Annotated in this window: 20 protein-coding genes; 4 read left to right on the top strand and 16 right to left on the bottom strand. The window is 69.0% G+C overall.

Annotation, left to right across the window (positions count from 1 at the left end; translation table 11 throughout):
* Positions 1-28 precede the first annotated feature (28 nt).
* The 6 genes from ACIBH4_RS19395 to ACIBH4_RS19370 all read right to left on the bottom strand — a co-directional run bounded on the left by ACIBH4_RS19395 (position 29) and on the right by ACIBH4_RS19370 (position 7,318).
* Positions 29-568: an ATP/GTP-binding protein gene (locus ACIBH4_RS19395; protein WP_350948706.1), complete on the bottom strand. Its 540-nt coding sequence runs from the start codon at positions 566-568 to the stop codon at positions 29-31.
* 7 nt (positions 569-575) lie between these two features.
* The gene (locus ACIBH4_RS19390; RefSeq protein WP_350948707.1) at positions 576-977 is read right to left on the bottom strand and encodes a DUF742 domain-containing protein; all 402 of its coding nucleotides are present in this window, start codon (positions 975-977) and stop codon (positions 576-578) included.
* A gap of 9 nt (positions 978-986) precedes the next feature.
* Entirely contained in the window at positions 987-1,409 is a 423-nt protein-coding gene (locus ACIBH4_RS19385; RefSeq protein ID WP_350948708.1) for a roadblock/LC7 domain-containing protein, read from the bottom strand.
* The gene (locus ACIBH4_RS19380) at positions 1,406-4,408 is read right to left on the bottom strand and encodes a nitrate- and nitrite sensing domain-containing protein (RefSeq protein ID WP_362504942.1); all 3,003 of its coding nucleotides are present in this window, start codon (positions 4,406-4,408) and stop codon (positions 1,406-1,408) included. Before ACIBH4_RS19380 ends, ACIBH4_RS19385 begins: the two co-directional genes overlap by 4 nt.
* 197 nt (positions 4,409-4,605) lie before the next feature.
* A complete protein-coding gene (locus tag ACIBH4_RS19375) occupies positions 4,606-6,012 on the bottom strand; it encodes an aminobutyraldehyde dehydrogenase (RefSeq protein WP_362504939.1) in 1,407 nt (468 codons plus the stop codon).
* A 34-nt stretch (positions 6,013-6,046) separates the two neighbouring features.
* Positions 6,047-7,318: a glycosyltransferase gene (locus tag ACIBH4_RS19370; protein ID WP_362504937.1), complete on the bottom strand. Its 1,272-nt coding sequence runs from the start codon at positions 7,316-7,318 to the stop codon at positions 6,047-6,049.
* A 126-nt stretch (positions 7,319-7,444) separates the two neighbouring features.
* Between ACIBH4_RS19370 and ACIBH4_RS19365 the strand changes: the two genes are divergently transcribed.
* On the top strand, positions 7,445-8,053 hold the full coding sequence (locus ACIBH4_RS19365) for a TetR family transcriptional regulator (protein WP_362504935.1): 609 nt from the start codon (positions 7,445-7,447) through the stop codon (positions 8,051-8,053).
* Here ACIBH4_RS19365 and ACIBH4_RS19360 read toward each other — a convergent pair.
* The 4 genes from ACIBH4_RS19360 to ACIBH4_RS19345 are packed head-to-tail and all read right to left on the bottom strand — an operon-like array spanning position 8,047 to position 11,840.
* The gene (locus tag ACIBH4_RS19360) at positions 8,047-9,072 is read right to left on the bottom strand and encodes an ABC transporter ATP-binding protein (protein ID WP_362504932.1); all 1,026 of its coding nucleotides are present in this window, start codon (positions 9,070-9,072) and stop codon (positions 8,047-8,049) included. The genes ACIBH4_RS19365 and ACIBH4_RS19360 overlap by 7 nt on opposite strands.
* On the bottom strand, positions 9,072-9,845 hold the full coding sequence (locus ACIBH4_RS19355) for an ABC transporter permease (RefSeq protein ID WP_362504929.1): 774 nt from the start codon (positions 9,843-9,845) through the stop codon (positions 9,072-9,074). Before ACIBH4_RS19355 ends, ACIBH4_RS19360 begins: the two co-directional genes overlap by 1 nt.
* Entirely contained in the window at positions 9,838-10,719 is an 882-nt protein-coding gene (locus ACIBH4_RS19350) for an ABC transporter permease (RefSeq protein WP_362504926.1), read from the bottom strand. Before ACIBH4_RS19350 ends, ACIBH4_RS19355 begins: the two co-directional genes overlap by 8 nt.
* Positions 10,716-11,840, bottom strand: coding sequence for a spermidine/putrescine ABC transporter substrate-binding protein (locus ACIBH4_RS19345; RefSeq protein WP_362504923.1), 1,125 nt, complete (start codon positions 11,838-11,840; stop codon positions 10,716-10,718). Before ACIBH4_RS19345 ends, ACIBH4_RS19350 begins: the two co-directional genes overlap by 4 nt.
* A 394-nt stretch (positions 11,841-12,234) precedes the next feature.
* On the opposite strand from ACIBH4_RS19345, the gene ACIBH4_RS19340 reads away from it, so the two are divergent.
* Positions 12,235-13,125 (top strand): phosphotransferase, encoded by an 891-nt coding sequence (locus ACIBH4_RS19340; protein WP_362504920.1) that lies wholly within the window; start codon positions 12,235-12,237, stop codon positions 13,123-13,125.
* A gap of 37 nt (positions 13,126-13,162) precedes the next feature.
* Entirely contained in the window at positions 13,163-14,116 is a 954-nt protein-coding gene (locus ACIBH4_RS19335) for an SIS domain-containing protein (RefSeq protein WP_362504917.1), read from the top strand.
* 97 nt (positions 14,117-14,213) lie between these two features.
* Here ACIBH4_RS19335 and ACIBH4_RS19330 read toward each other — a convergent pair whose 3' ends face one another.
* Together ACIBH4_RS19330 and ACIBH4_RS19325 are read right to left on the bottom strand one after the other, a co-directional pair.
* Entirely contained in the window at positions 14,214-14,822 is a 609-nt protein-coding gene (locus ACIBH4_RS19330; RefSeq protein ID WP_362504914.1) for a DUF742 domain-containing protein, read from the bottom strand.
* A gap of 1 nt (position 14,823) precedes the next feature.
* On the bottom strand, positions 14,824-17,571 hold the full coding sequence (locus tag ACIBH4_RS19325; protein WP_362504911.1) for a nitrate- and nitrite sensing domain-containing protein: 2,748 nt from the start codon (positions 17,569-17,571) through the stop codon (positions 14,824-14,826).
* A 378-nt stretch (positions 17,572-17,949) separates the two neighbouring features.
* Between ACIBH4_RS19325 and ACIBH4_RS19320 the strand changes: the two genes are divergently transcribed.
* The gene (locus tag ACIBH4_RS19320) at positions 17,950-18,936 is read left to right on the top strand and encodes an ABC transporter substrate-binding protein (RefSeq protein WP_362504908.1); all 987 of its coding nucleotides are present in this window, start codon (positions 17,950-17,952) and stop codon (positions 18,934-18,936) included.
* Between the two features lie 94 nt (positions 18,937-19,030).
* Here ACIBH4_RS19320 and ACIBH4_RS19315 read toward each other — a convergent pair whose 3' ends face one another.
* Genes ACIBH4_RS19315 through ACIBH4_RS19300 form a run of 4 tightly spaced genes read right to left on the bottom strand, consistent with a single transcriptional unit; the run spans position 19,031 to position 23,326 of the window.
* Positions 19,031-19,618, bottom strand: a complete 588-nt coding sequence (locus ACIBH4_RS19315) for an ATP/GTP-binding protein (protein WP_362504905.1) — start codon at positions 19,616-19,618, stop codon at positions 19,031-19,033.
* Positions 19,599-19,961 carry a DUF742 domain-containing protein gene (locus ACIBH4_RS19310; RefSeq protein WP_362504902.1) on the bottom strand — a complete coding sequence of 121 codons (363 nt, stop codon included), beginning with the start codon at positions 19,959-19,961 and terminating at the stop codon, positions 19,599-19,601. Before ACIBH4_RS19310 ends, ACIBH4_RS19315 begins: the two co-directional genes overlap by 20 nt.
* A 39-nt stretch (positions 19,962-20,000) precedes the next feature.
* Positions 20,001-20,423 carry a roadblock/LC7 domain-containing protein gene (locus ACIBH4_RS19305; RefSeq protein WP_399172500.1) on the bottom strand — a complete coding sequence of 141 codons (423 nt, stop codon included), beginning with the start codon at positions 20,421-20,423 and terminating at the stop codon, positions 20,001-20,003.
* Positions 20,420-23,326 carry a nitrate- and nitrite sensing domain-containing protein gene (locus ACIBH4_RS19300; RefSeq protein WP_362768092.1) on the bottom strand — a complete coding sequence of 969 codons (2,907 nt, stop codon included), beginning with the start codon at positions 23,324-23,326 and terminating at the stop codon, positions 20,420-20,422. Before ACIBH4_RS19300 ends, ACIBH4_RS19305 begins: the two co-directional genes overlap by 4 nt.
* Positions 23,327-23,371: the final 45 nt, after the last annotated feature.

Genomic DNA, 23,371 nt, shown 5'->3' with positions numbered 1-23,371 from the left:
TCAGGGGACGGGGCCCACACCCGTGACGTCAGACCCTGAGCGTCAGGACGTGCTCGACCAAGGTGATCAAGGTCGACTTCACGGCGTCGCGGGACCGGGCGTCGGTCCGGACGATGGGAATGTGCGGGGAGATCGTCAGAGCCTCCCGCACCTCCTCCTCACCGTGGACGTGCGATCCGCCGAACCCGTTGAGGGCCACGACGAACGGCAGGCCGGCCTCCTCGAAGTAGTCGATCGCCGGGAAGCTGTCGGCGAGCCGCCGGGTGTCGACGAGCACGATCGCACCGATCGCGCCCTTCACGAGGTCGTCCCACATGAACCAGAACCGGTGCTGACCCGGCGTACCGAACAGGTACAGGATCAGGTCACGGTCCAGCGAGACACGGCCGAAGTCCATCGCGACCGTGGTGGTCCGCTTCGTGGGAATGTGCGAGAGGTCGTCGACGTCCGCACTCGCCTCCGTCATCACCGCTTCCGTGGTCAGCGGCATGATCTCGGAGACCGCACCGACGAAGGTCGTCTTGCCGACACCGAACCCGCCGGCAACAACGATCTTCGTCGACGTCATTCCGGCGTCAGAGCCTGCGAAGCCCACTGAGCACCCTTTCAAGCAAATTGAGATCCGGCTTACCCGCATCCAGCGACGGCTGGTGGATCTGCACCAGGCCCTCGGCCGCCATGTCCGCGATCAACACCCGGGTCACGCCGAGAGGCATGCGCAACAGGGCGGAGAGCTCGGCAACCGAGCGCACCTGCCGGGACAGCGAGATGATCGCCTGATATTCCGTGGAGAGCGTGGTGGGGTCCACGCTCGCGAACGTCGCCGAGGAAACCAGCGCCTCGAGAGCGAGCTGCATCCGGGGAGCGGTCCTGCCCCCGGTCACAGCGTACGGGCGAATCAAACGATCTCGTCCGCTCTTGGCCTGAGGCGTGCTCGGGGGGTCGTCCCCCGGACCACGCCAACCTGGTGCGTCCATATCACCCCCCTATCGCTGAACCGACTGCAGTTCGGCCCGGAGCGCAGGCGTAAGCGCCTGGCCGGCACGCTCTGCGAGCAGTGTCATCTGGTAGGCCACGAGGCCCATGTCGCAATCCGGCGCGGCCAGCACGGCCAGCGCGGAACCGTCGCTGATCGACATGGTCAGCAGGAGGCCCCGCTGCATCTCGATCACCGTCTGCACCACAGGACCGCCCTCGAAGACCCGCGAGGCACCCTGGGTGAGGCTGATCAGACCGGCCGTGATGGCGGCGAGCTGGTCCGCCCTGTCCTTGGGGAAGCCCTGGGAGTAGGCCAGCGGGAGTCCGTCCGTGGAGACGATCACCGCGTGCGCGACTCCGGGCATCTCCTTCACGAACTCGGTGATCAGCCAGTTGAAGCCGCGAGCGGCCTGGCTGAGTTGGTTGTTCACTGCTGGTTCTCTCCCTCGACGGTGTTGGCTCGCTCGCTCATCTCAGCGCGCCCCTGCCGTACGCCTTGCTGGAAACTGGACAGACGGCTGCGTACCCGTTCCGCCGATATCGGCGGCATCGGGGGGGCCGGAGCCGCCTGGGCCGCCGAAGCGGCTCCGGGAACGAGGTTCGCCTTGGGTACCCGCTTGGGAAGGCCCGCTCCGGTCACGCCACCCTCGACGGGCTTCTTCGCGACCTCGGCGGCAGCCCAACCCTGGTCGGAAGGGGTGCTCCACGGCTGCCTCTCGGCCGCGGGCTCAGCCGGCCGCGACGGCTGCCCCTGCTGCTGCGGCGTCCGCTGCGGCAGCGGTTGCGCCTGTTGCGGCGTGCGCTGCGGCAGTGGTTGCGCCTGCTGCTGGGGCGTCCGCTGCGGCAGCGGCTGGGCCTGCTGCGAGGGCGGCGGCGTGGAATGCGTGATCTGCGGGATGTTCTGGGTCTCCAGACCCTGCGGACCCCGCCTCACCCGCTGTTCCATCGGCCGCGGCCTGGCCTCGGGCTCCGGCTCCGGCTCGGACTCCGGCTCGGACTCCGGCTCGGGAGCGATGGGCGCGCTGCGGCGGAACCAGTCGGATCCCACCGCCTCGAAGATCGGCAGGAACTCCTCGGGCTCCGGTTCCGTCGGCGGCACCTCGACGACGGGAAGGGCCTGGGTGTTCTCCACCGGCTCCAGCCGGCGCGGCGTCCACGGGTCGATCGCGGGCGGGTCCGGCCAGGCCGAGGGGAACGACGGCGGCGCGGTCGACGCGAGCGGGGACGACCACAGGTCCTCCACCGCCGAGGCGGGCACCACCGGCCCCGACCACATGTCCGCGGACGTCGGCATCGGCACCTGGGGAGGCGGTTGGGAAGGCGCCTGGGCGGGCGGCGTCCCGAGACCGGTCGGCTGCCGGGCTCCGCGCGCCGCACCGGTCCCGAACGGGTCGGGGTTCGGAGCGGTCCCGAACGGGTCGGGGTTCACCGAGGCGAACGGGTCCTGGTTGGACATGGAGCCGAACGAGTTCGACTGGCCGTCGAAGGAGCCGGACTGCATGCCCTGCCCCGACATGGCCATCTCGGGCATCAACGGGGACTGGGCGACCACCTGCACCGGCAGCAGCACGACGGCGCTGAGACCACCGGTGTCCGGGCGCCTGAGCTGGACCCTGATTCCGTGGCGCATGGCCAGGCGGCCGACCACGAACAGACCCATCCGGCGGGAGACCGACAGGTCGACCGCGGGAGGCTCGGCCAGGCGGCGGTTCGCCTCGGCCAGTTCCTCGTCGCTCATGCCGATGCCGGAGTCGGTGACCGCCAGGATGACGGCGCCCGTCTCGTTGCCGTTGCTGGACACCGTGATCTTGGTGTCCTGCGGCGAGAAGAAGATCGCGTTCTCGACGAGCTCCGCGACCAGGTGGACGATGTCGTTGACGGCCTGGCCGATGATCGAGATGCCCGACTCGACCCGGAGGTTGACCCGCTCGTAGTTCTCGACCTCCGACAGCGAGGCGCGGACGACGTCGCTGAGCGGGACGGGCTCGCTCCACCGGCGGCTCTGCTCCTGACCGGCGAGGACGAGGAGGTTCTCGGAGTTGCGGCGCATGCGGGTGGCGAGGTGGTCCAGCTTGAAGAGGCTGCCCAGCCGCCCTTCGTCCTGCTCGCCCTGCTCCAGGTCGTCGATGAGGTCGATCTGCCGTTCCACCAGCGACTGGGTACGGCGGGAGAGGTTGACGAACATCGCGTTGATGTTGCTGCGCAGGCGGGCCTCGTCACCGGCGAGCCGGATCGCCTCCCGGTGGACCTCGTCGAAGGCCCGCGCCACTTCCCCGATCTCGTCTCGGGAGGCCACTCCGATGGAGGGCACCTCGACCTGCGGGGCGTGGTCACCGGACTCCCGCAGCACCCGGACGGTCTCGGGCAACCGGGTGTCGGCGACCTCAAGCGCCTCGCTGCGCAGCCTGCGCAGCGGCCGCACGAGCGTGCCGGCCACCCAGGCGGTGATGAGCAGGATCATGACCAGCAGGACCAGGATCGCGGCACCGGAGATCATCGCGCTGCGCTGCTCGGCGCTCTGCATCTCCTGGCTGCGGGAGACCACCGCGGACGCCAGACGGCGCTCGACGGTCCGCATGCCCTCCACGGCCGCGGTGGCGTCGTCGTACCAGACGGTCGCGCTCCTGGCCCAGGTGCGGCCGGTCATCCGTTCCAGCGGCTTGTTCTCGCGCATGAGGGACATGACGAGGGCGCGGGTGGCATCGGCCTGGTCGACCTTGGGGCCGTTCACCGAGTCGCGGAAGCTCTTGATGTCGGCGGCAGAGGCGGTGGCCTGGAAGGCGTTCTCCTCGCTCTGCTGGCTCCGGTAGGCGCCGAGGAGGTCGGCGGGGTCGTCGAAGTCGAACTTGCGGTCGAGGAAGCTGATCAGGAGCGTTCCCCGCTGCCTGGCGACCTGCTCCTTGGCCCGGGTCAGCGCGCCCAGCGCGAGCGCGTCTCCGATGAGGCGCTCGTCGCCGCCGCTGCGACCCAGGTCGTCGTGGAGGGTGATGAAGTCGGTGATCATCCGCGTGTACATGCCGAGGGCCGCTCGGGGGAGCACGCTCCCCTCGGTCATCAGCCTGCGCAGGCCGGGGAGCCCGTTGAGCCAGCGGCGGATCTGGGCGACCTCGGTACGGACGCGGGTGGCCTGCGAGGGGTCGAGGGCGTCCATGGCGGCCAGCACCTGGCCACTGCTCCGGTCGACCACGTCGCGCTGTTCCCGCACCTTGTTGAGGTTGGCGCGGTTGGTGGCGGCGATGTACCAGGCGGTGAGGTCGCGTTCCTCGGCCATCTCGTGGGAGAGGGTGCCGAGCGAATCGACCAGCCCGGCGACCTGGCTCATCCGGCGGTATCCGTCGGCCGTGGACAGGGCCGTGGTGAGCTGGAGGCCGGTGAGAAGTACGGCCGCGGCGGTCGGGAGCAGGATCAGCGCGACCAGACGGGGACGCACGCGCCAGTTCGCCGGCAGGAGTCGACTGCCCACCCCTGACGCGCGGTGGCTCCGGCGGTCTTGTGTCATCACTGGCCTACGTAACCCCTCGCCGGATTTGGAAGCGGCGGAAGCAATTTGAGCACATCCTTTATGTCACTTCGAATGGAGTAAGTGCGGATATATCCCCACAAAAGGGACATGCGGCATCAAAGCCGTCAGGCTGGTCGGAAGGAATCCCTCACCTCCGGAGCCTGATGTTTGATCATCAGATGGCGGGTCACAGAGTATTCCTGAACCGCCTCCTGACTCATGTCCTTACCGAAGCCACTTCCCTTGACACCGCCGTGCGGCGCCTCGGACGCGATGGGCAGATGGTCGTTCACCCAGGTCACGCCCACGTCGAGCCGGTGCGAGACGCGCAGCGCCCTCGCCACGTCCCTGGACCAGACCGAGGAGGCCAGGCCGTAGGGAGTGTCGTTGGCGAGCCGTACCGCCTCGTCCTCACCGTCGAAGGGCAGGGCCACGAGCACCGGACCGAAAAGTTCTCCCTGAACGATCTCACTGTCCTGCGCCGCGCCCGAAATCAGTGTGGGCGGGTAGTAGAAACCGGGCCCTTCGAGCGGGACACCGCCGTGGAGCACCGAGGCGCCCGCCGCCACGGCGCGCTCGACGAAGCCGTGCACGCGGTCGCGGTGCGCGGCGGAGATCAGCGGACCGATGTCGGTGGCCGGGTCCCAGGGGTCGCCCACCGTGATCTGGGCCAGCGTCGCGTGCAGCGCCTCGACCGACTCCTCGTACACGTCGCGGGAGATGTAGACCCGGGTCGCGGCGGTGCAGTCCTGGCCGGTGTTGTAGGTGGCGCCCATCGCGACGCCCCTCGCCATTTCGGACAGGTCCGCGTCGCCGAAAACCAGCGCCGGCGCCTTGCCGCCGAGCTCCAGGTGGACCCGCTTCAGAGAGCCGGTGGCGCCGCGCATGACGGCGCGGCCGGTCGCGGTGGAGCCCGTGACGCTCACCATGTCGACGCCGGGGTCGGTGACGAGGGCCTCGCCAACCTCCGCGTCGCCCAGGACGACCTGGAGCAGACCGTCGGGCGCGCCGGCTCGGGCGAACAGCCGCGCCATCCTGAGCGTGGTGCCGGGGGTCTGCGGGGCGGGCTTGATGATCACGGCGTTCCCCGCCGCCAGAGCGGGGCCGATCTTCCATACCGCCATGACCAGGGGGAAGTTCCAGGGGGCGATCGATCCGACGACCCCGACCGGGCGGCGTACCAGTACCGAGGTGTAGCCGGAGCTGAGCACCCCCGCGCCGGTGCCGTCCAGGGAGCGGGCCGCACCGGCGAAGAAGCGGAGGTTGTCGGCCGCGAACGGCAGCTCGCCGTCGCGGAAGACCGCCGCGGGCTTGCCGGTCTCGATGACCTCCAGCCGGGTGAGCTCCTCCGCGTCGGCCTCGACGAGGTCGGCGAAGCGCAGCAACACCCTGGACCGTTCGGCCGGGGTCGCCGTGCTCCACTCCTCGAACGCCGCGCGGGCCCGCCGCACGGCGGCGGCCACCTCCTCGATCGAGGTCTCGGCCACCTCCCGCAGGAGGTCGCCGGTCGCCGGATTGATCAACTTGCCCATGGAACTTCCCTTGTCGTGGTGATGCGAAAAGCGATCAGGCCCCTGCCCGCTCGATCAGGTCGGCCGCCTTGCGCAGGCCGTCCCTGCCGCGGATCTCCTCACCCGCGGCGGCCAGGCGCTCGCGCAGCGCGGTGTCGCCCAGCAGCCGCTCCAGCGCACCGGTCAGCTCCTCGTCGGAGAAGCCGTAGGTGGACAGGCGCACACCGTAGCCGAGCTCGTCGACGCGCTGCGCGTTGTCGTACTGGTCCCAGAACAGGGGCAGCAGGATCATCGGCTTGCCGAAGTGCAGCGCCTCGGTGGTGGTGTTGTTGCCGCCGTGCGTGATGACGAGGTCGACCAGCGGAATGATCTTCGTCTGCGGGACGAACTCGGCGCCCCACATGTTGTCGGCCAGCTTGATCTCCTCGTGCAGCGGGCCCTTGGAGACGATGAAGCGGTACGGGGTGGTGGCCAGCACGTCGATGACCCGCTGCATGAGGCCGACGTCCGCCGAACCGAGCGAGCCGAGCGAGAAGTAGACCAGCGGCCCCTCCTGGCCGGCGAGCGAGTCGGGGAGCTCGAAGCTCTCGTCCGTCTCGCGCACCGAGGAGTCCAGGCGGTGCCAGGAGTCGCCCAGCGGCCGGGCGTCGGTGTAGTCGGCGATCTCCGGGAAGACGTACAGGTTGAGGTCGCCCTCGTGGATGAAGTCCAGGTCCGGCAGCGAGGGGGCGCCCTGCTCGACGACCCACTCGTTGAAGGCCGTCCAGATCTCGCGGTGGGTGCGGTCGTACTCGGCGTTGAAGGCGTCCCACTCGGAGCGGTCGTCGGCGGGAAGCCCGGAGAAGACCGGAGCGACGCCCTCGCCGCGCACCTCCAGCGGGTTGCAGGAGACGATGCGGACGAACGGCTTGCCCGCCGTCACCAGCGCGGGGAAGGCGATGACATTGTCCTCGACGATGACATCCGGCTGGACGCGCTCGATAATCGCCTTCAGTTGAGGCTCGCAGTACTTGGCGCCGTCGATAAGCGCGTCCCAGATCGGCTTGGTGACCGTCTCCAGCTGTTCCAGCGTCGACTTCCTGTATTCAGGGGCGGTGTCCCTGATGAAGTCCTTCCAGAACTGCCCCGCGTCCTGCTCCTCTTCGGAGGGCGGCGCGAGATCGACAAGGTCCTCCTCGAATCCGAGGGCCTCCAATTTCCCCTTCCATGAGGCCTCAGCTGCGAAAACGACTCGATGACCGCGCTTACGAAGAATGTCACCGATGCCGATGCAGTTGTTCGTGGGCCCGTAGGCACTCTCCGGCATGAACAGGATCGTGAGCGACATCACGCCTCCTTGCGTCTAGGGGGTTGCGGCTCTTTAGGAATGATTCAATTCTCGGCTGGTAAAAACGCTGGGAAAGGGCCACTATGGACCCCGGCACAGAGCGTGGTTTTCAACGAACGGGGGAGTATGACGCGCAAGGGACGGGCGGACCGGCGCCTGGATCTCATCGCGGCCGCACACCGGGCGATCGTCCGGCACGGCACCGAGGGGGTGCATCTCAACCACGTCGCCGAGGAGGCCGGTCTCACGTCCGGAGCGGTCCTCTACCACTACCCGCGCCTGAGCGAGCTGCTCGTCGACGCCCACCACGCCGGGATGGAACGCTTCTACGAGCAGAGACTCAAGCGGATCAGCGGGATGCGCGACCCCGCGGAGAAGCTCGTCGTGACCATCCGCTCGGGGCTGCCGCACGGCCCGGACGATCCGGACGTCCGGCTGCTCAACGAACTCGGCGGCGCCGCGGCCCGCAACAGGATGTACGCCCTCCTGCTGACCACCCTCTACGACCGCCAGGTCTCGCTCTACCAGAGCATCCTCGACACCGGGGCCGCCCTGGAGACCTTCAGGCTGTCGGGTGACTCCCTGCCCATCGCCCGCAACCTGGTCGCGCTCGAAGACGCGTACGGCTACCGCATAACGGCCCGCCACCCGGTTATCGGCCCGCAGGAGGCGGCGGAACTCATCCTCGCCTACGCCAGGACCGCGACGAAAAACCCGCTCAAGTCTTCTCATTGAGGGATCAGCACTCCGTCCCCGTCCGCCCAGCCGAGCGCGACGACGGAACCCGCCCGCACCTGCGTGGCCCCCGGGGTGGCCACCAGGACGGGCGTGGAGCGCCCGCCCACCTGAACCGACACGTGCGAGACGCCGCCGAAGAAGCTCACGTCCACGACCTCGCCGCGCAGCACCCCCTCGCTCCCGATCCTGAGCCGCTCCGGCCGTACGGCGAGCAGCGCGGGCGTGCCGTCGGGCAGGTTCGAGACCCCCGGAAGTATGCCGAGCCCGTCGCCGGCCAGGCCGACCGAGCAGGCCCTGCCGGGGAAGATGTTGTTCGCCCCCACGAAGTCGGCGACGAACGGGGTGCGCGGGCGCTCGTACAGCTCCACCGGGGCGTCCACCTGCTCGACCGAGCCGGCGTTGAAGACCGCGATCCTGTCGGCCAGGGACATCGCCTCCTCCTGGTCGTGGGTGACCACGACGAAGGTGATGCCGACCTCGTTCTGCAGCCGCTTGAGCTCCAGCTGCATCTCCGCGCGCACCTTCTTGTCCAGCGCGGACAGCGGCTCGTCGAGCAGCAGCAGGCGCGGCCGCTTCACGATCGCGCGGGCGAGCGCGACCCGCTGGCGCTGGCCGCCGGAGAGCTGATGCGGTCTGCGCCCGGCCATGGCGTCCAGCCCGACCTTCTCCAGTACCTCATCGACCCTGCGGCGGATCTCCGCCCTGCCCAGCCTCTCCCTCTCCAGGCCGTAGGCGACGTTCTTCGCCACGTTCATGTGCGGGAACAGCGCGTACGACTGGAACATCAGGTTGACCGGGCGGCGGTGGGCCGCCTGGCCGAGCAGGTCGTCGCCGTCGAGCGTGACGGAGCCCTCGTCGGGTGTCTCGAAGCCCGCCAGGATCCGCAGGAGCGTCGTCTTGCCGCAGCCGCTGGGGCCGAGCAGCGCGAAGAACTCGCCCTGCCGGATCTCCAGGGAGACGTCCGACAGCGCCGTGACGTCGCCGAACCGGCGGCTGACACCTGTGATCTTCAGCATTAGGACAGCGACTCCGTCAGTCGGGTCATCCGCTGGGTCACGATGACCGCGGTGAAGCTCACCAGCAGCAGCAGCGTGGCCAGCGCGTTGATCTCGGGGGTGACCCCGAAGCGGACCATTGAGTAGATGACGATGGGCAGGGTCGGCGTGGTGGGCGCCGCCGTGAAGTACGCGATGACGAACTCGTCGATCGAGAGGGTGAACGCCAGCAGCGCGCCCGCCATGATGCCCGGCGCCAGCTGCGGCAGCGTCACCCGCAGGAACGTGGTGAACGGCGTCGCCCCCAGGTCTCTGGACGCCTCCTCCAGTGAGGTGTCGGCGCCGGTGAGCCGGGTGCGGACCACGGCGGTCACGAACGCCATGCCGAACACCGTGTGGGCGAGCAGCACCGAGTGCAGCCCGAGGGTCGACTTGATCGTGGCGTAGAACACCAGCAGCCCGATGGCGAGCACCAGGTCGGGCAGGATCGCGGGCAGCACGCCGAGCGCGTCCAGCGTCCGCGACCTGGTGTGCCTGGCCAGGCCCACCGCGAGCAGGGTGCCGAGCACCGTGGCGAGCACGGTGGAGCCCGTGGCCACGATGAGGGTGTTGACCAGCCCTTCGCGGATCTTGGCGTTTCCGGCGAGGACGCCGTACCAGTCCAGGCTGAAGCCCTCGTAGACGTAGGGGGACTCGCCCGCGTTGAACGACATCACGACGAGCACGACGATCGGCGTGTAGAGGAAGACGTAGGTCACCCAGAAGGGGACGTACAGCAGGCGTGATCTACGCACGTCGGGTACTCCAGGCCTGCAGGAGCAGCAGGACGATCAGCACGGCGATCAGCGCCAGCGCGAGGGTGGACCCGAACGGCCAGTCGCGTGCCTTGAGGAACTGGTCCCTGATCAGGTTGCCGACCATGATGGAACGGCCGCCGCCGAGCAGCTCGGGGATGACGAAGTTGCCGAAACTCGGCACGAAGACGAACAGGCAGCCGGTGAGCACCCCCGGCAGGGTGAGCGGCAGCGTCACCGACACGAACGTGCGCGCGGGTGAGGCGCCGAGGTTCGCCGAGGCCTCGCGCAGTTGCGGGTCGAGCTTCTCGATCGCCGCGTACAGCGGCAGGACCATCAGCGGCAGGTACGAGTAGATCAGGCCGGTGACGATGGTGCCCTGGTTGTAGAGCAGTTCCAGCGGGCTGTCGATCAGCCCCAGGTCCATCAGCGTGCTGTTGACCAGGCCCGGACCGCTCAGCAGGATGATCCAGGCGTAGATGCGGACCAGGAAGTTGGTCCAGAACGGCAGCACGATCGCCACCAGGGCGATCGTCTTCCACTTCCGCGGGAGCTGGGCGATGAGATAGGCCGTCGGATAGCCCACCAGCAGGGCGATCAGCGTCGCGATCGTGGCCAGCTTCAGCGAGCCGAGCACGATCTCCAGATAGAGCGGGTCGAGCAGCCGGGTGAAGTTCTTCCCGGTGACCTCGTAGACCACCCCGCCGAACCGGCCCCTGCGGAAGATCGTGAAGCTGATGAGCAGGGCGAGCGGTACCAGCAGGAAGACGAGCAGGTAGATCAGGCCGGGTCCCAGGAAGACGAACCTTCCCAGGGCACGCGACCGGCGCGCCCGCGATCTCGCGGACGCGCCGGAAACGGCGGAACGTGTCACTGCTTCGCCGTGACCTCGGTCGCGAGCTGGGTGAACTTGGCCGAGTCCTCGCCCAGGTCGATGATCGACTCGCCCTTGAGCAGGTCGGAGGGGCTCATCTGCAGCGGGGCGTTGTCAGCCTTGAGCTTGGGGTCCAGCGCGTCCATCGCGGCCTTGTTCGGGACCTTGTAGAGGATGTTCTCCGCGGCCCAGGCGTGGACCTTCGGGTCCAGGATGTAGTTGATGAAGGCGTGTCCCGCCTCCTTGTTCTTGGAGGACTTCAGCACGACCATGGTGTCCACCCACAGGTCGCTGCCCTCCTTCGGCACCACGAACTTGATGTTCTTCTCGGTGGTCGGGCACCAGCCGTCCCACGCCTCGACCATCACGGCCTCGCCGCTCTTGAGCATGTCGCCGAAGGTGACGTCCTCGTACTTGAGCAGCTTCGGCTTGGCCTCCTCAAGCTTCGCCTTGACCTTGGCGAGCTCCTCGTCGCTCCTGGTGTTGACCGAGTAGCCGAGTGCCTTGATGGCGGGAAGGGCGAGCCAGCGCTCGGTGGTCATCATCGTGACCTTCTTCACCGCGTCCGCCGGCGGGTTGAGAATATCGTTCCAACTCGTCGGAGCGGTCTTCACCAGGTCGGTGCGGTAGCAGATGCCCGTGGTGCCCCAGGTATAGGGAACCGAGAAGACGTTGCCCTTGTCGTAGGACAGCTCCTTGGCCTCGGGGTAGAGGTTCGCGAGGTTGGGGATCAGCTCGGGGCTGAGCTGCTCGAGCAGTCCGGCCTCGTTGAGCGCCTGGGCGTACTGGCCGGAGACGAAGGCCACGTCGATGCCGGTGTCGGCGCCGCTGGTGAGCTTCGCCATGACATCCTCGTTGGTGGCGTGCTCCGTCACCTTGAGGGTCGTCTTGAGGTTGTCCTTGATCCTCTGGGGCAGGTCCTCGGGCGTATAGCCTGTCCAGACAGAGATGGTGATGCTCTGCTTGGAAAGGTCCGCGTTGGGGTTGAGCTGCGCCGTCGAGGCACCGGCGGCGGGCGCGGCGGAGTCCGCGGCCTCCCCGCCACATGCCGAGACTGCGAGTGCGAGACCGGCGGCCAGGGCGGCGGCCGGAAGACGACGGGTGTACCGGGTGCGGGACACGACCGCTACTCCTCCAGAATTCAGTGTAAGTGGGGTAGACCGGCCGTAAGGGACACGGCGGACCAAAGCAGGAGTGTTGCAGTCAACATTAACTTGAGCAAGACTTCCACCGACATCACCACTGGAGAGTTTGGTCCGTTTGTTAAATCCAGCTTCAATCTGGCGCCGGATCGACACGGTTCCCCGGGCCGGCGACGGGCGGACCAGCGAGCTCGTCGAGGCTCTGACCTGCGATATCCCTGATCAATTCGGCGTACGGAGATTCCACTCACTCCCCGTAACGATCACTACTCTTTCCTCAATCGACACTCAATTGTCATCGAGGGCGGAGGCCGAACGAGGGTTCGAGGTCGATCAGACCAACCATTCGGTGGTCGTCGGCGAGAAGGTCGTTGTGAAATGGCTCACCCCGCCCGCACCGCTCCCCCACCCCACACCCGACATGTTCGCGCACCTCACGTCAGTCGGTTTCACCGCGACCGCGACGCCGTACGCGTCCGTCTCCCGGCGCGCCGACGACGGCTCCGAGCTGCTGCTCGCCCTGGTCACCGCGTACCTGCCCGGGGCCGCTGACGGCTGGGAGTGGTGCGTCGACGAGGCCGTCTCGCGCGGCACCTCCTTCGCCACCGACCTGGGCGTCCTCGCCGCCGACCTGCACGCGGCGATGGCGACCCCCTCCGCGACCTTCCCCACCCCCGTCAGGCAGGCGGACGCCGTACGGGCGGGAGAGAGCCCGTGGTCACTCCGGGCGGGCGAGGCGTTGGAGGAGGCACTCGCGCTGACCGACGGCGAGGACGGCGACTGGCTCGCGGAGCGCGCCGACGCGCTCCGCGCCGAGCTGGCGCCCCTCGCCCGGGTGAGGGCCACCCCGTTGATCCGCATCCACGGGGACCTGCACGTCGGCCAGATCCTGCGCTGGCGGGACGGCTACGCGGTGATCGACTTCGACGGCAACCCGACCGTCGCGGGCGCCGACCCCTTCCAGCCCGCGGCCCGCGACCTCGCCCAGCTCACCACGAGCCTCGAACACGTCGGCCAGGTCGCGATCAGGCGCCGCGACGCGGACCCCGCGATGATCGCCGGGTGGTCCGCCACGGCCCGTGCCGTCCTGGAGTCGGCCTACCTCAGGCGGCTGGAAGAGCTGGGGCACGCCGCCCTCCTGGACCGTTCCCTGCTGCGCCCCTTCGAGATCGAGCAGGAGTGCCGCGAGCTCGTCTACGCGGCCAGGCATCTTCCCCGCTGGCGCTACGCCCCGATGGGCGTGCTGCGCTCCCGATACCGCTGATCTCGGCGAACCCGCTGTTCACCACGAAGGAGACCCCGTGATTCCCGACCTGTACCTCGCCGACCTGGAGGCCAAGCCCGCCGCACTGGCCGCCCTCGCCGGCACCCTGGAGGCGGGCGATCCCTTCGCTGGGATTCCCTCCGGGATCCGGCGGGTGCTCCTCCTCGGCATGGGCAGCTCCCGGTACGCCGCCCAGGTGGCCGCGCTGCGCCTGCGGGCCGCGGGGATCGACGCCGTGGCCGAGTACGCCTCCGCCGCGGCGTCCTACCCGCCGAGCCCCGACATCCTGGTGGTCGCCATCTCCGCCACCGGCGGCAGCCGGGAGACCCTGGACGCGGTCGCCCGCCACCGGGGCCGGTCCTTCGTCCTCGCGCTGACCAACCACCCGGACTCGGCCGTCACCGAGGGCGCGGACCTGGTGGTCCCGATGGTGGCGGGCGAGGAGCGCGGCGGTGTCTCCTGCCGGACCTTCCAGCACACCCTCGCCCTGCTCCTCGCACTCGGCGAGCGTCTCACCGCACCGGGCAGGGACGTGCCCGGGTTGATCCGCCGTACGGCCGAGGCCACCACCGACCTGCTCGACCGTCGCGACGAGTGGCTGGAGTCGGCCGCGACGCTGCTCGACGGCCCGAACGGCGTCTACACGATCGCTCCCGCCGAGCACCTGTCCTCGGCCGAGCAGTCGGCCCTGATGTTCCGCGAGGGGCCCCGCAGGGCGGCCGACGCGTGCGAGACCGGTGACTGGGCCCACGTGGACGTCTACCTCACCAAGACCCTCGACTACCGCGCCATCCTTTTCCCCGGCTCCCGCTACGACGAGCAGGCCATGGACTGGATCCGGCAGCGCGGCTCCACCGTCCTGACGGTCGGCGGCGAGCTTCCCGGCGCCAAGGCCTCCGTCCGCTACCTCCATGACGACGACCCCGACGTGGCGCTCCTGACCGAGACCCTGGTGGCCGAGCTCGTCGCCGCCCGCTGGTGGCTCGCCTGAGACCGGCGTCCGCTCCGCCTGACGCGGGACGCCTCCTGTCCCGCGTTCCGCACCCGTACCGGATCTCCGCGAGACGCGACACGTGCGAGGAACGGGCCTATTCCTTGAGGTGGTTGAGTACGCGTTCGAGGAGGTCGGGCCCGGGACCCGCCGCGCTGACCCGGGGGTGGTGGATCCGCACCAGCCCTTCGGACTCCATGTCTGAGACCAGGACGCGGGTGACGCCGAGAGGGACACCCAAAAGAGCGGATATCTCGGCGATCGAGCGGATACTTCGGCACAGATCACTGATGAAACGATATTCCCGGATATAGGAGAGGCCGAGCGGGGCCGTGGTCGTGGTCGAGACGAGTGCCTCCATGGCGAGCTTGGAACTCGGGACGACCCGCCCCCCGGTCACCGCGTACATCCGGATCAGCGAGCTCTCCTCCTCGGCCGGCTCGTCGTCCTCGTCCTCGGACGCGTATCCGAAACGCCCGTCCCGCCGGGCTCCGGCCCCGGCCGTCTCCTCCTGAGCCTCGTATCCCCGCGCCCCGGCACCGGCCGCGCCGACGAACGGCACGAACCCCGGCCTCTCCTCCGGCGAGCCGTATCCCCGCGCCCCGGCGGAAAACCCGTACCGAGGCGTGTCGTCCCACCGCTCCTGCCACGAGGAGGCTCGGCCGTCGTGAAGCTCCCGCCCCTGGTCCCGGTTGTCGGCCCGCACGCTACCCCTCCCTGTCCGGGAGCTCGTTGCGTGCCCTGCGCACACCCTCCTGGAAGCTCGACATGCGGCTGCGCACCTGTTCCGGCGAGAGGCGCGGCACGTCCGGCGCGGGGGACGGCTCGGGTTGCGCGAGCGGCGCGACCGAGCCGGGGACCAGGTTGGCCCGGGGGGTGCGTCTGGGCAGGCCTGCCTCGGTCGTACCGCCGTGCGCCGGAGCGCTCACCGCCTGCGCGGCCTGCCAGCCGCTGTCACCGGGCGAGGTCCACGGTTCCGGCTCGGCCGGCGAATCCTCCGGCGCGGAGTCACCGGGAGCGGCGCCCGCCTCGGGGTGGGCCGTCTCCGCACCGGAGTCCCCGGAGGGATCGGCGATCCGGAACCAGGCGGACTCGACCGCGGCGAAGATCGGCAGGAAGTCGTCCTCCCGCTCAGCCGGGACCTCGCCGGCGAGGAGGTCGGACGGTCCTGGAAGAGGGTCGAACAGGCCGGGGGGCGGCTGCGGGAACTCCCCTCGCTCCCCCGGAGGACGGAACCGCTCCGCGGGCGGGTTCCACACGTTCCGCTCGGTCGCGTCCGACTCGCCCTCTTCGGTGAAAGGTGCCTGCGTGACCGTGGGCGCCGCGAACACGGGAATCCCTCGGTGCGGGAACGGCGAGTCGGGCGAATCGGGCGCCTCACCGGGGAACAGGTGGCCGGTCTCGCCTTGCGGGAAGCCGACCACACCGGCGGGAAGCCCCGCGCTCGGTGGCGTACCGCCGAAGGCGGCCGAGGGACCGTGCACCTGTTCCCCGATGGGCGGCAGGACGAGAAGCGACTCCGGGAGCAGGACCATCGCGGCCAGACCGGAGTCCTGCGGGCGGAGCTGGACGCGGATACCGTGCTTGAACGCGAGGCGGCTGACGACGAACAGGCCCATGTGGCGGGCGACCGAGGCGTCGGCGGCCTGCGGGTTCGCCAGCTGCCAGTTGGCCTCGGAGAGCTCGTCGAGCGTCATGCCGATGCCCTTGTCGGTCACCGACACCATCACACCACCGCCGTCGATCCGGCTGTCGGACACCGTGACCCTCGTGGTCGGCTGCGAGAACGAGACGGCGTTCTCGATCAGCTCGGCGAACAGGTGGACCACGTCGCTCACCGCGGGGCCCGCGACGGCGACCTCCGCCCGGACCCGGTTCGTCACCCGCTCGTAGTTCTCCACCTCCGACAGCGAGGCCCTGACCACGTCCATCAGCTCGACCGGCTGCCTCCAGCGCCGCGCCACCTCCTGCCCGGCGAGGACGAGCAGGTTCTCGCTGTTGCGGCGCATACGGGTGGCGAGGTGGTCGAGCTTGAACAGGTCCGCCAGCCGCTGGTCGTCGCGCTCACCGCGCTCCAGCCGCTCGACCAGGGTGAGCTGGCGTTCCACCAGGGTCTGGCTCCGCCTGGAGAGGTTGACGAACATCGCGTTCACGGTGTTGCGCAGCCTCGCCTCCTCCCCCGCCAGCCGAACCGCCTCCCGATGGACCTCGTCAAACGCCCTGGCGACCTCGCCGATCTCGTCACGCGACAGTACCCCGATCGGTGACACGTCGGCGACCATGCTCTCACCGTTCCCGCCGTGCGATTCGCGAACCCGCTGGACGTACGCGGGCAACCTCTCCCCCGCGACCTCCAGGGCCTCCCTGCGCAACCGCCGCAGCGGCCTGACCAGCGAGCGCACCACCCAGATGGTGACCACCAGCACGAGCGCCATCAGGGCGGCGACGGCCGCGGCGACCATCAGGGCACGGTTCTGCTCGTCGTCGCCGAGCCGCTGGCTGCGCGCGACGATGACCTGGGCGTGCCGCTCCTCGGCCTCGCGCATGTGGCCGATGGTGACGGTGGCCGCGTCGTACCACTCCTTGGCGTCGTCCTTCCGCTCCAGGTCCAGACCCCTCAGCGAGTTGCCGGAGGCAGCACGGAGCAGGACCAGCTCGCGGATGAGGGCAGCGCGTTCGGCGCTGCGGCCGTTGACGGTCTCGTCGAAGAGGCGGCGGTCTCTGCTTCCGGCCTCGGCGGCGAAGGTCTTGCGCTCGTTGCGCTCGATGGAGATCGCGCCGAGGAACTGCTCCATCTGTCCCTGCTCGAACCGTCCCGCCACGAGCACCACCGCGAGCAGCGCCCGTTGGAGGGAGAGTGCCTCCTTGGCGCGGGCGAGCGCGTCCAGGGTGAGCGCCTGGCCGAAGAGGACGTCGTCGGCGCTGCCCTTGCCGAGTTCGTCGTGCAGGGAGAGCAGGTCGGCGATGACCAGGGAGTAGGCGGCGATGGTCGCGTCGGGCAGCAGCGTCGACTTCAGTGCCTGCTCACGCAGCAGGTAAAGGTCGTCCAGACGGGTGATCGCGGTCTCGACCTCTTCCCTGGTACGTCCGCTCACCCCCTCACCGAGCAGCGAGCCGCTTTCGCGGACACGCGCCGCGGAGCCGTCGACCAGGTCCATCTGGGCTTTTATGTTCCTTACGCCGCCCTCAGGGCGGCCGAGGGCGATGAACCAGGCGGTGCGATCGCGTTCCTCGGCCAGCTCATGGGTGAGCGCGCCGACGCGGGCGGAGAGCCGGGCGAGGTCGTTGACTCGCTGGTAGTCGCCCGCTGCGCGCAGCGAGGCGAACACCTGGACACCGCCGAGCAGCACCGCGGCGATGGAGGGCACCAGAACGAGCGCGACGAGGCGACGGCGCACCCGCCAGTTCCGCAGGCGCAGACGGCTGCCCGCGCCCTGGATCTCGTGTGTACTCACCGAACGCTGCCCTCTCGGTGGATGAACCCCCTGGCCGAATTTCCTGTGGTTCTCGGCAATTCGAGCACATATCAACCGGTGGGGCCAAGCGAACGCAGCTCTATAGATGCGTATTCGTGGTGAAGCAGGGACCGCATCCGGAGCTCCAGCTACGACTGGAACTCCGGATGCGGTCAGCCGAATAATCTTATTAGGAACTTCCAGACCCCTATGGTCGTTTGTATCGTTCCAAACGGGGGCGATGCAGGCATCCCAACGAGCGTGACATTGTGATCCACCATATCCGCGCCATATCTTGACCCCCTGCATCGGTAGTTCCCACCGTGCCCCCCGTGCCCTCGGTCCGCCGAGTCCGGGTGGCGAGCCCTGGAGGAGACCGTGGCCACACCCGGCGACGCCGCGCGTCAGGTTCGCGGCTCCCGCTCGACCGTCCGCGTCCTGCTGGCGCTCACCGTACTGCTCCTCCCACTCGCCGCCTGCACCCAGGAGGCGGCCGCACCCGCGCCCCGGGCATCCGACGGCGAAACCGTGAGGATCGCCGTCAACGGGTGGGCGGGCTCCGAGGCGAGCGCCGCGGTCATCGGCCACCTGCTCACCCAGGAGCTCGGCTACCGGGTGGAGACGGTGAGGCTCGACCCGCCCCAGTCCTGGGAGGGCCTGGGGAAGGGCACGGTGGACGTGATCGTGGAGAACTGGGGACACCAGGCCCTGAAGCAGACCTACATCGAGGAGAAGAAGGTCGCGGTCTCCGCGGGAAGGAGCGGCCCCACGGGGGTCATCGGCTGGTACGTCCCCCAGTGGATGGCGGACGAGTATCCCGGGATCACCGACTGGCGACAGCTCAATAAGTACGCACACCTCTTTAAAACCGACAAATCCGGTAATTTAGGTCAACTGCTCGACGGGGATCCCTCGCATGTCACCAACGACGAGGCCCTGGTCCGCAACCTCGGCCTCCACTACAGGGTCGTCTACGCGGGCAGCGAGAAAGCGCTGATCGACGCGGCCAAGCGGGCGACCCGCAACCGGACCCCGCTGCTGATGTACTTCTACGAGCCACATTGGCTTTTCAGCCAGATCAAACTGGCGAAGGTCAACCTTCCGCCGTACGCGATCGGCTGCGACACCGACCCCGCCAGGATCAGGTGCGACTACCCGCCGTACCTGCTCGACAAGATCGTGAGCAGGCGGTTCGCCGACACCGGCGGCAGGGCCTACGAACTGGTCAGAAACTTCAACTGGACGAGCGAGCAGCAGAACGCGGTGGCGAACGACATGACCGACAACGGCCTCGGCGCCACCCAGGCGGCCCAGAAATGGATCGACGCCAACAAAATAACCTGGAAGGAGTGGGTGCCGGGATGACGACTCCCGGCTCACGCCCCGCCGGGGAAGACCCGGCCCCCTTCTCCGGAGACGACCCCGCCGAGCACGGGACCGTCCCGGAGAAAACGCCGGACTACGCGGACGTCCCATAGGCCGTGCGGACCCGCAGAACATGCTCGACCAGAGTGATCAGCGTGCGCTTGACGGAGTCGCGGGAGCGGGCGTCGGTCCGCACGACGGGAATGTGCGGAGCCAGCGTCAGCGCCTCCCGCACCTCCTCCTCCTGGTGCGGGAACTCCCCGTTCCAGCCGTTGACACCGACCACGAACGGAAGCTTGGCCTCCTCGAAGTAGTCGATCGCCGGGAAGCCGTCGGCGAGCCGACGGGTGTCGATCAGAACCACCGCGCCGATCGCGCCGCGGACCAGGTCGTCCCACATGAACCAGAACCGGTGCTGACCCGGCGTACCGAACAGGTACAGGATCAGGTCACGGTCCAGTGAGAGCCGGCCGAAGTCCATCGCGACCGTGGTGGTCGTCTTGTGGGGAGTCAGCCCGAGGTCGTCGATCCCGGCGCTGGCGTCGGTCATCACCGCCTCCGTGGTCAGCGGCAGAATCTCCGACACCGAACCCACGAACGTGGTCTTGCCGACACCGAACCCGCCCGCGACAACGATCTTCGTTGACGTCAGGCCACTCTGGCTAGAGCCTGCGAAGTCCACTGAGAACCCTTTCGAGCATGTTGAGGTCCGGTTGTCCCTCGTTGAGATGCGGCTGGTGGATACGGACGAAGCCCTCGTCGACCATATCGGCCACCAGCACGCGGGCCACGCCGAGCGGAACCTTCAGTAGAGCCGATATCTCGGCGACCGAACGATACGAACGACAGAGCCTGATGATCGCATCCTGTTCGGGAGTGAGCAGCGCCAGGTCCTCCTCCATGATGAAGGAGGAGGAGACCAGCGCCTCCAGCGCCAGGTGGAAACGAGGCTCCGACCTGCCACCGGTCACGGCGTACGGGCGGAACAGAGGCTCGTCGTCCCCGGTTCCGTCAATCCCGAGCACGAGCCTCTCCCGTGATGAGACCGATCGGGAGCGCGGTCATCACCGGCCCCGGGAAGACTGCAGCTCGGCACGGAGCGCCGGGGTGAGCACCTGTCCCGCCCTGTCGACGAGCAGGGTCATCTGGTACGCCACCAGACCCATGTCGCAGTCGGGGGAGGCGAGCACGGCGAGCACGGAGCCGTCGCTGATCGCCATGACCAGCAGCAGGCCACGCTCCATCTCGACCACGGTCTGGGTGACGGAGCCTCCCTCGAACACCCGCGAGGCACCCACCGTCAGGCTGAGCAGTCCCGCCGCGACCGCGGCGAGCTGATCCGCCCTGTCAGGCGGAAACCCCTCGGAACTGGCGATCCTCAGCCCGTCGGCGGAGACGCACACCGCGTGCGCGACACCGGGCGTGCCGCGGACGAACTCGGTGATCAGCCAGTCGAACCTGCGTGCCTCATGACTCAGGGTCGTCACGAGCCTTCCTCCTCGTCAACCAGGCTTCTGGTGGTGGTTTCGACTACTTCGGCGCGGCCCCGCCGTACGCCTTGCTGGAAGCTCGACAGACGGTTGCGCACCCTGTCCGGCGACATAGGCGGCATGGGGCTGACCGGTACGGCGGCGGCCGTACCGGGTACGAGGTTCGCCTTGGGGGTGCGTTTGGGCAGCCCCGCCGCGGTCACCCCGCCGAGCGAAGGTTCACTCGCCGCCTGGGCGGCGCGCCACCCCGCGTCGGCCGGGGTGTTCCAGCTGTCAGGCTCCTCCGCCGGAACGGGCTGCTCGGCGGCCACCGCCCCCACCTGCTCTCTTGTCCGCGGTGTCTCGTGAGCCGGCATGCCGTTCGGGGGCGTCGGCTCCTCCGGCTCGTAAGACCCGCCCTCCGGTCCGGCGGACCCGTCGGCCCCCTCGGCGCGGCGGAACCAGGCGGACTCGATCGAGGCGAAGATGGGCAGGTACTCCTCCTGCTCGGCTTCGAGCGAGGAGACCCCCACCGTGGGCATCTCCTCCGCCGTCGTCTCCTCGTACGAGGACTGGCTCCAGGCGGAGAAATCGGAGGCGGGAAGGGCACCGTTGCCGTTGACCTGGCGCTTGGGCAGGGGCTGACCGCCTCCCTCGGAGGAAACCGGCCAGTCCTGGGCCGGGCGGTCGGCGGAGCCGAACGAAGGCAGATCCACGGACGTCTGCCCGAACGAGGTCTGTCCGAACGACGCCTGCCCGAAAGGATCCCGTCCGAACGGGTCCTGCCCGAACGGAGACTGCCCCTGCTCGAACGAGGGGTGGGTGTGTCCCAGCCCCGGCTGAGACTGCCCGTACGAGAACTGCTGAACGGGCGGGCGACCCGTGGTGGACGGCTGGGCGAGGAGGTCCTGCGAGGGGGCCTGCTCGCCACCCCATGAGGGCGTCTGCACCGGCTGGGTCGCCTGGACGACGAGCGCGGGCGGGAACAGGACCATGGCGACGAGACCGCCGCCCTCCTGCGGGCGCAGCTGGACCCGGATGCCGTGGCGCAGCGCGAGGCGGCCGACCACGAACAGGCCCATGCGCCGCGAAACCGAGACGTCGACGACGGGCGGGTCGGCCAGCCGGCGATTCGTCTCGACCAGTTCCTCGTGGGTCATGCCGATGCCCGGGTCACTCACCGCGAGCAGCGCGCCGCCGCCCTCGATCACGCTGCTGGAGACCACGACCTGGCTCGCCCGGGGGGAGAACTGGATGGCGTTCTCCACCAGCTCGGCGACCAGGTGCACGATGTCGTTGGCGGCGCTGCCCGCGACCGAGATCGTACGGTGCACCTTGACCTGGACCCGCTCGTAGTCCTCGACCTCCGACAGGGAGGCGCGGACGACGTCGACGAGCTTGGCCGGCTGGCTCCGCCTGCGGGTCGGCTCGTGACCCGCGAGGACCAGGAGGTTCTCGGAGTTGCGGCGCATGCGGGTGGCCAGGTGGTCGAGCTTGAACAGGTCGGCCAGGCGGCGGCCGTCCTCCTCGCCCTTCTCCAGACCGTCGATGAGCGAGATCTGCCGCTCGACCAGGGTCTGCGTGCGCCGCGACAGGTTGACGAACATCGCGCTGATGTTGGACCTGAGCTCGGACTCCTCGGAGGCGAGGCGGACTGCCTGCCGCTGGACCTCGTCGAAGGCCCTGGCGACCTCCCCGATCTCGTCGCTGGTGTCGATCGGGATGAGGTCGAGGTCGGGCTCACGGGTGTCGCCGGAGACCCGGAGCCGTCGCACGATCTCGGGAAGCCTGAAGCTCGCGACCTCCAGCGCCTCGGCGCGCAGGCGGCGCAGCGGCGTCACCATCGAGCGGGCGATGACGACCGTGAGTCCGAGCACCAGCAGGAGCAGGAGCAGGATCAGCCCCGCGGTGATGATCGCGTTGCGCTGCTCGGCGTCCTGAAGATCCCGGGCCCGGGTCACCACGTCGCCGGCGACCTTGTTCTCGACCTTCCGCATCTGGTCGAGGACCACGGCGTTGTCCGAGAACCACTGCTTGACCTCGTTGAAGTTCGACAGCAGCCGCCCGGTGCGCGCGGGATTGCTGGCGAGCACGATGACCCTGGCCTTGGTGAGCTCGGCTCGGTGGACCCTCTCGTCGATCAGGGCGGTAGCGAGAAGCTGCGCGTTCGCCGGGGTCGACTCGACGCCGAAGTCCGCCTGGTACTCGTCCATGCGGGAGCGGGAGGCGATGAACTTCTCGATCTCCTGCGGGGTGATGAGCGAGGGCGCGTAGTAACCGGCCAGCAGCCGGGCGCGCTGCTTGGAGACCTCCTCCTTGGCGTACGCCAGATCGCTGAGCGCGCGGGTGTTACCGACGATCTCCGGATCGTCGCTGACGAGCGTGAGCTCCTCGTGGAGTGTCAGCAACGGAGCGATCATGAAACTGTATCGTTCCATCCGGTTGATACCGGGCAGAGCACGCAGCGCGGGAAGGCCGTCCAGCTGGTAGGTCACGTTCTTGGCCGCCTCGACGATTCTGGCTCCGTAGGAGTCGTCGATCGCCTGGACTTCCTGCCGCACCTTCCTCACCAGCGCGTCCACGGTCTTCCGCTGCGCGTCGGAGCTGTCCTTCAGGCTCTTGTTCGTGGGCTGGAACGACGACCAGGCACCGCGGTCACGCTCCAGGCCGAGCGCCTGGGCGAGGTCGCGGAGTCCACCGGAGTACTCCGCCGCGGCGGCGGTCCGCTGGTAGACCGCCACACTGTCGATGGAGGCCACCACCCGTGTGCCGGCGAGTACGACGCCCACCGCCGTCGGTACCAGGATCAGGGCCGTCAGACGCGAACGGACGCGCCAGTTCTTCAAGCCGAAGCGGGCGGCAGGCCGCTTAGCGCGGTCGGGTGCCGAAGCGCCCCCGCCCTCGGATGTCGCCGTAGTCACCGCTCTCGATACCCCTCAATCACGACACAAGTGGACAACATCACA

Source organism: Streptosporangium sp. NPDC050284 (assembly GCF_044459525.1).
GTDB lineage: Bacteria > Actinomycetota > Actinomycetes > Streptosporangiales > Streptosporangiaceae > Streptosporangium.
Note: the sequence above shows the minus strand (reverse complement) of the source record. Positions and strands in the feature narration are given on the sequence as shown.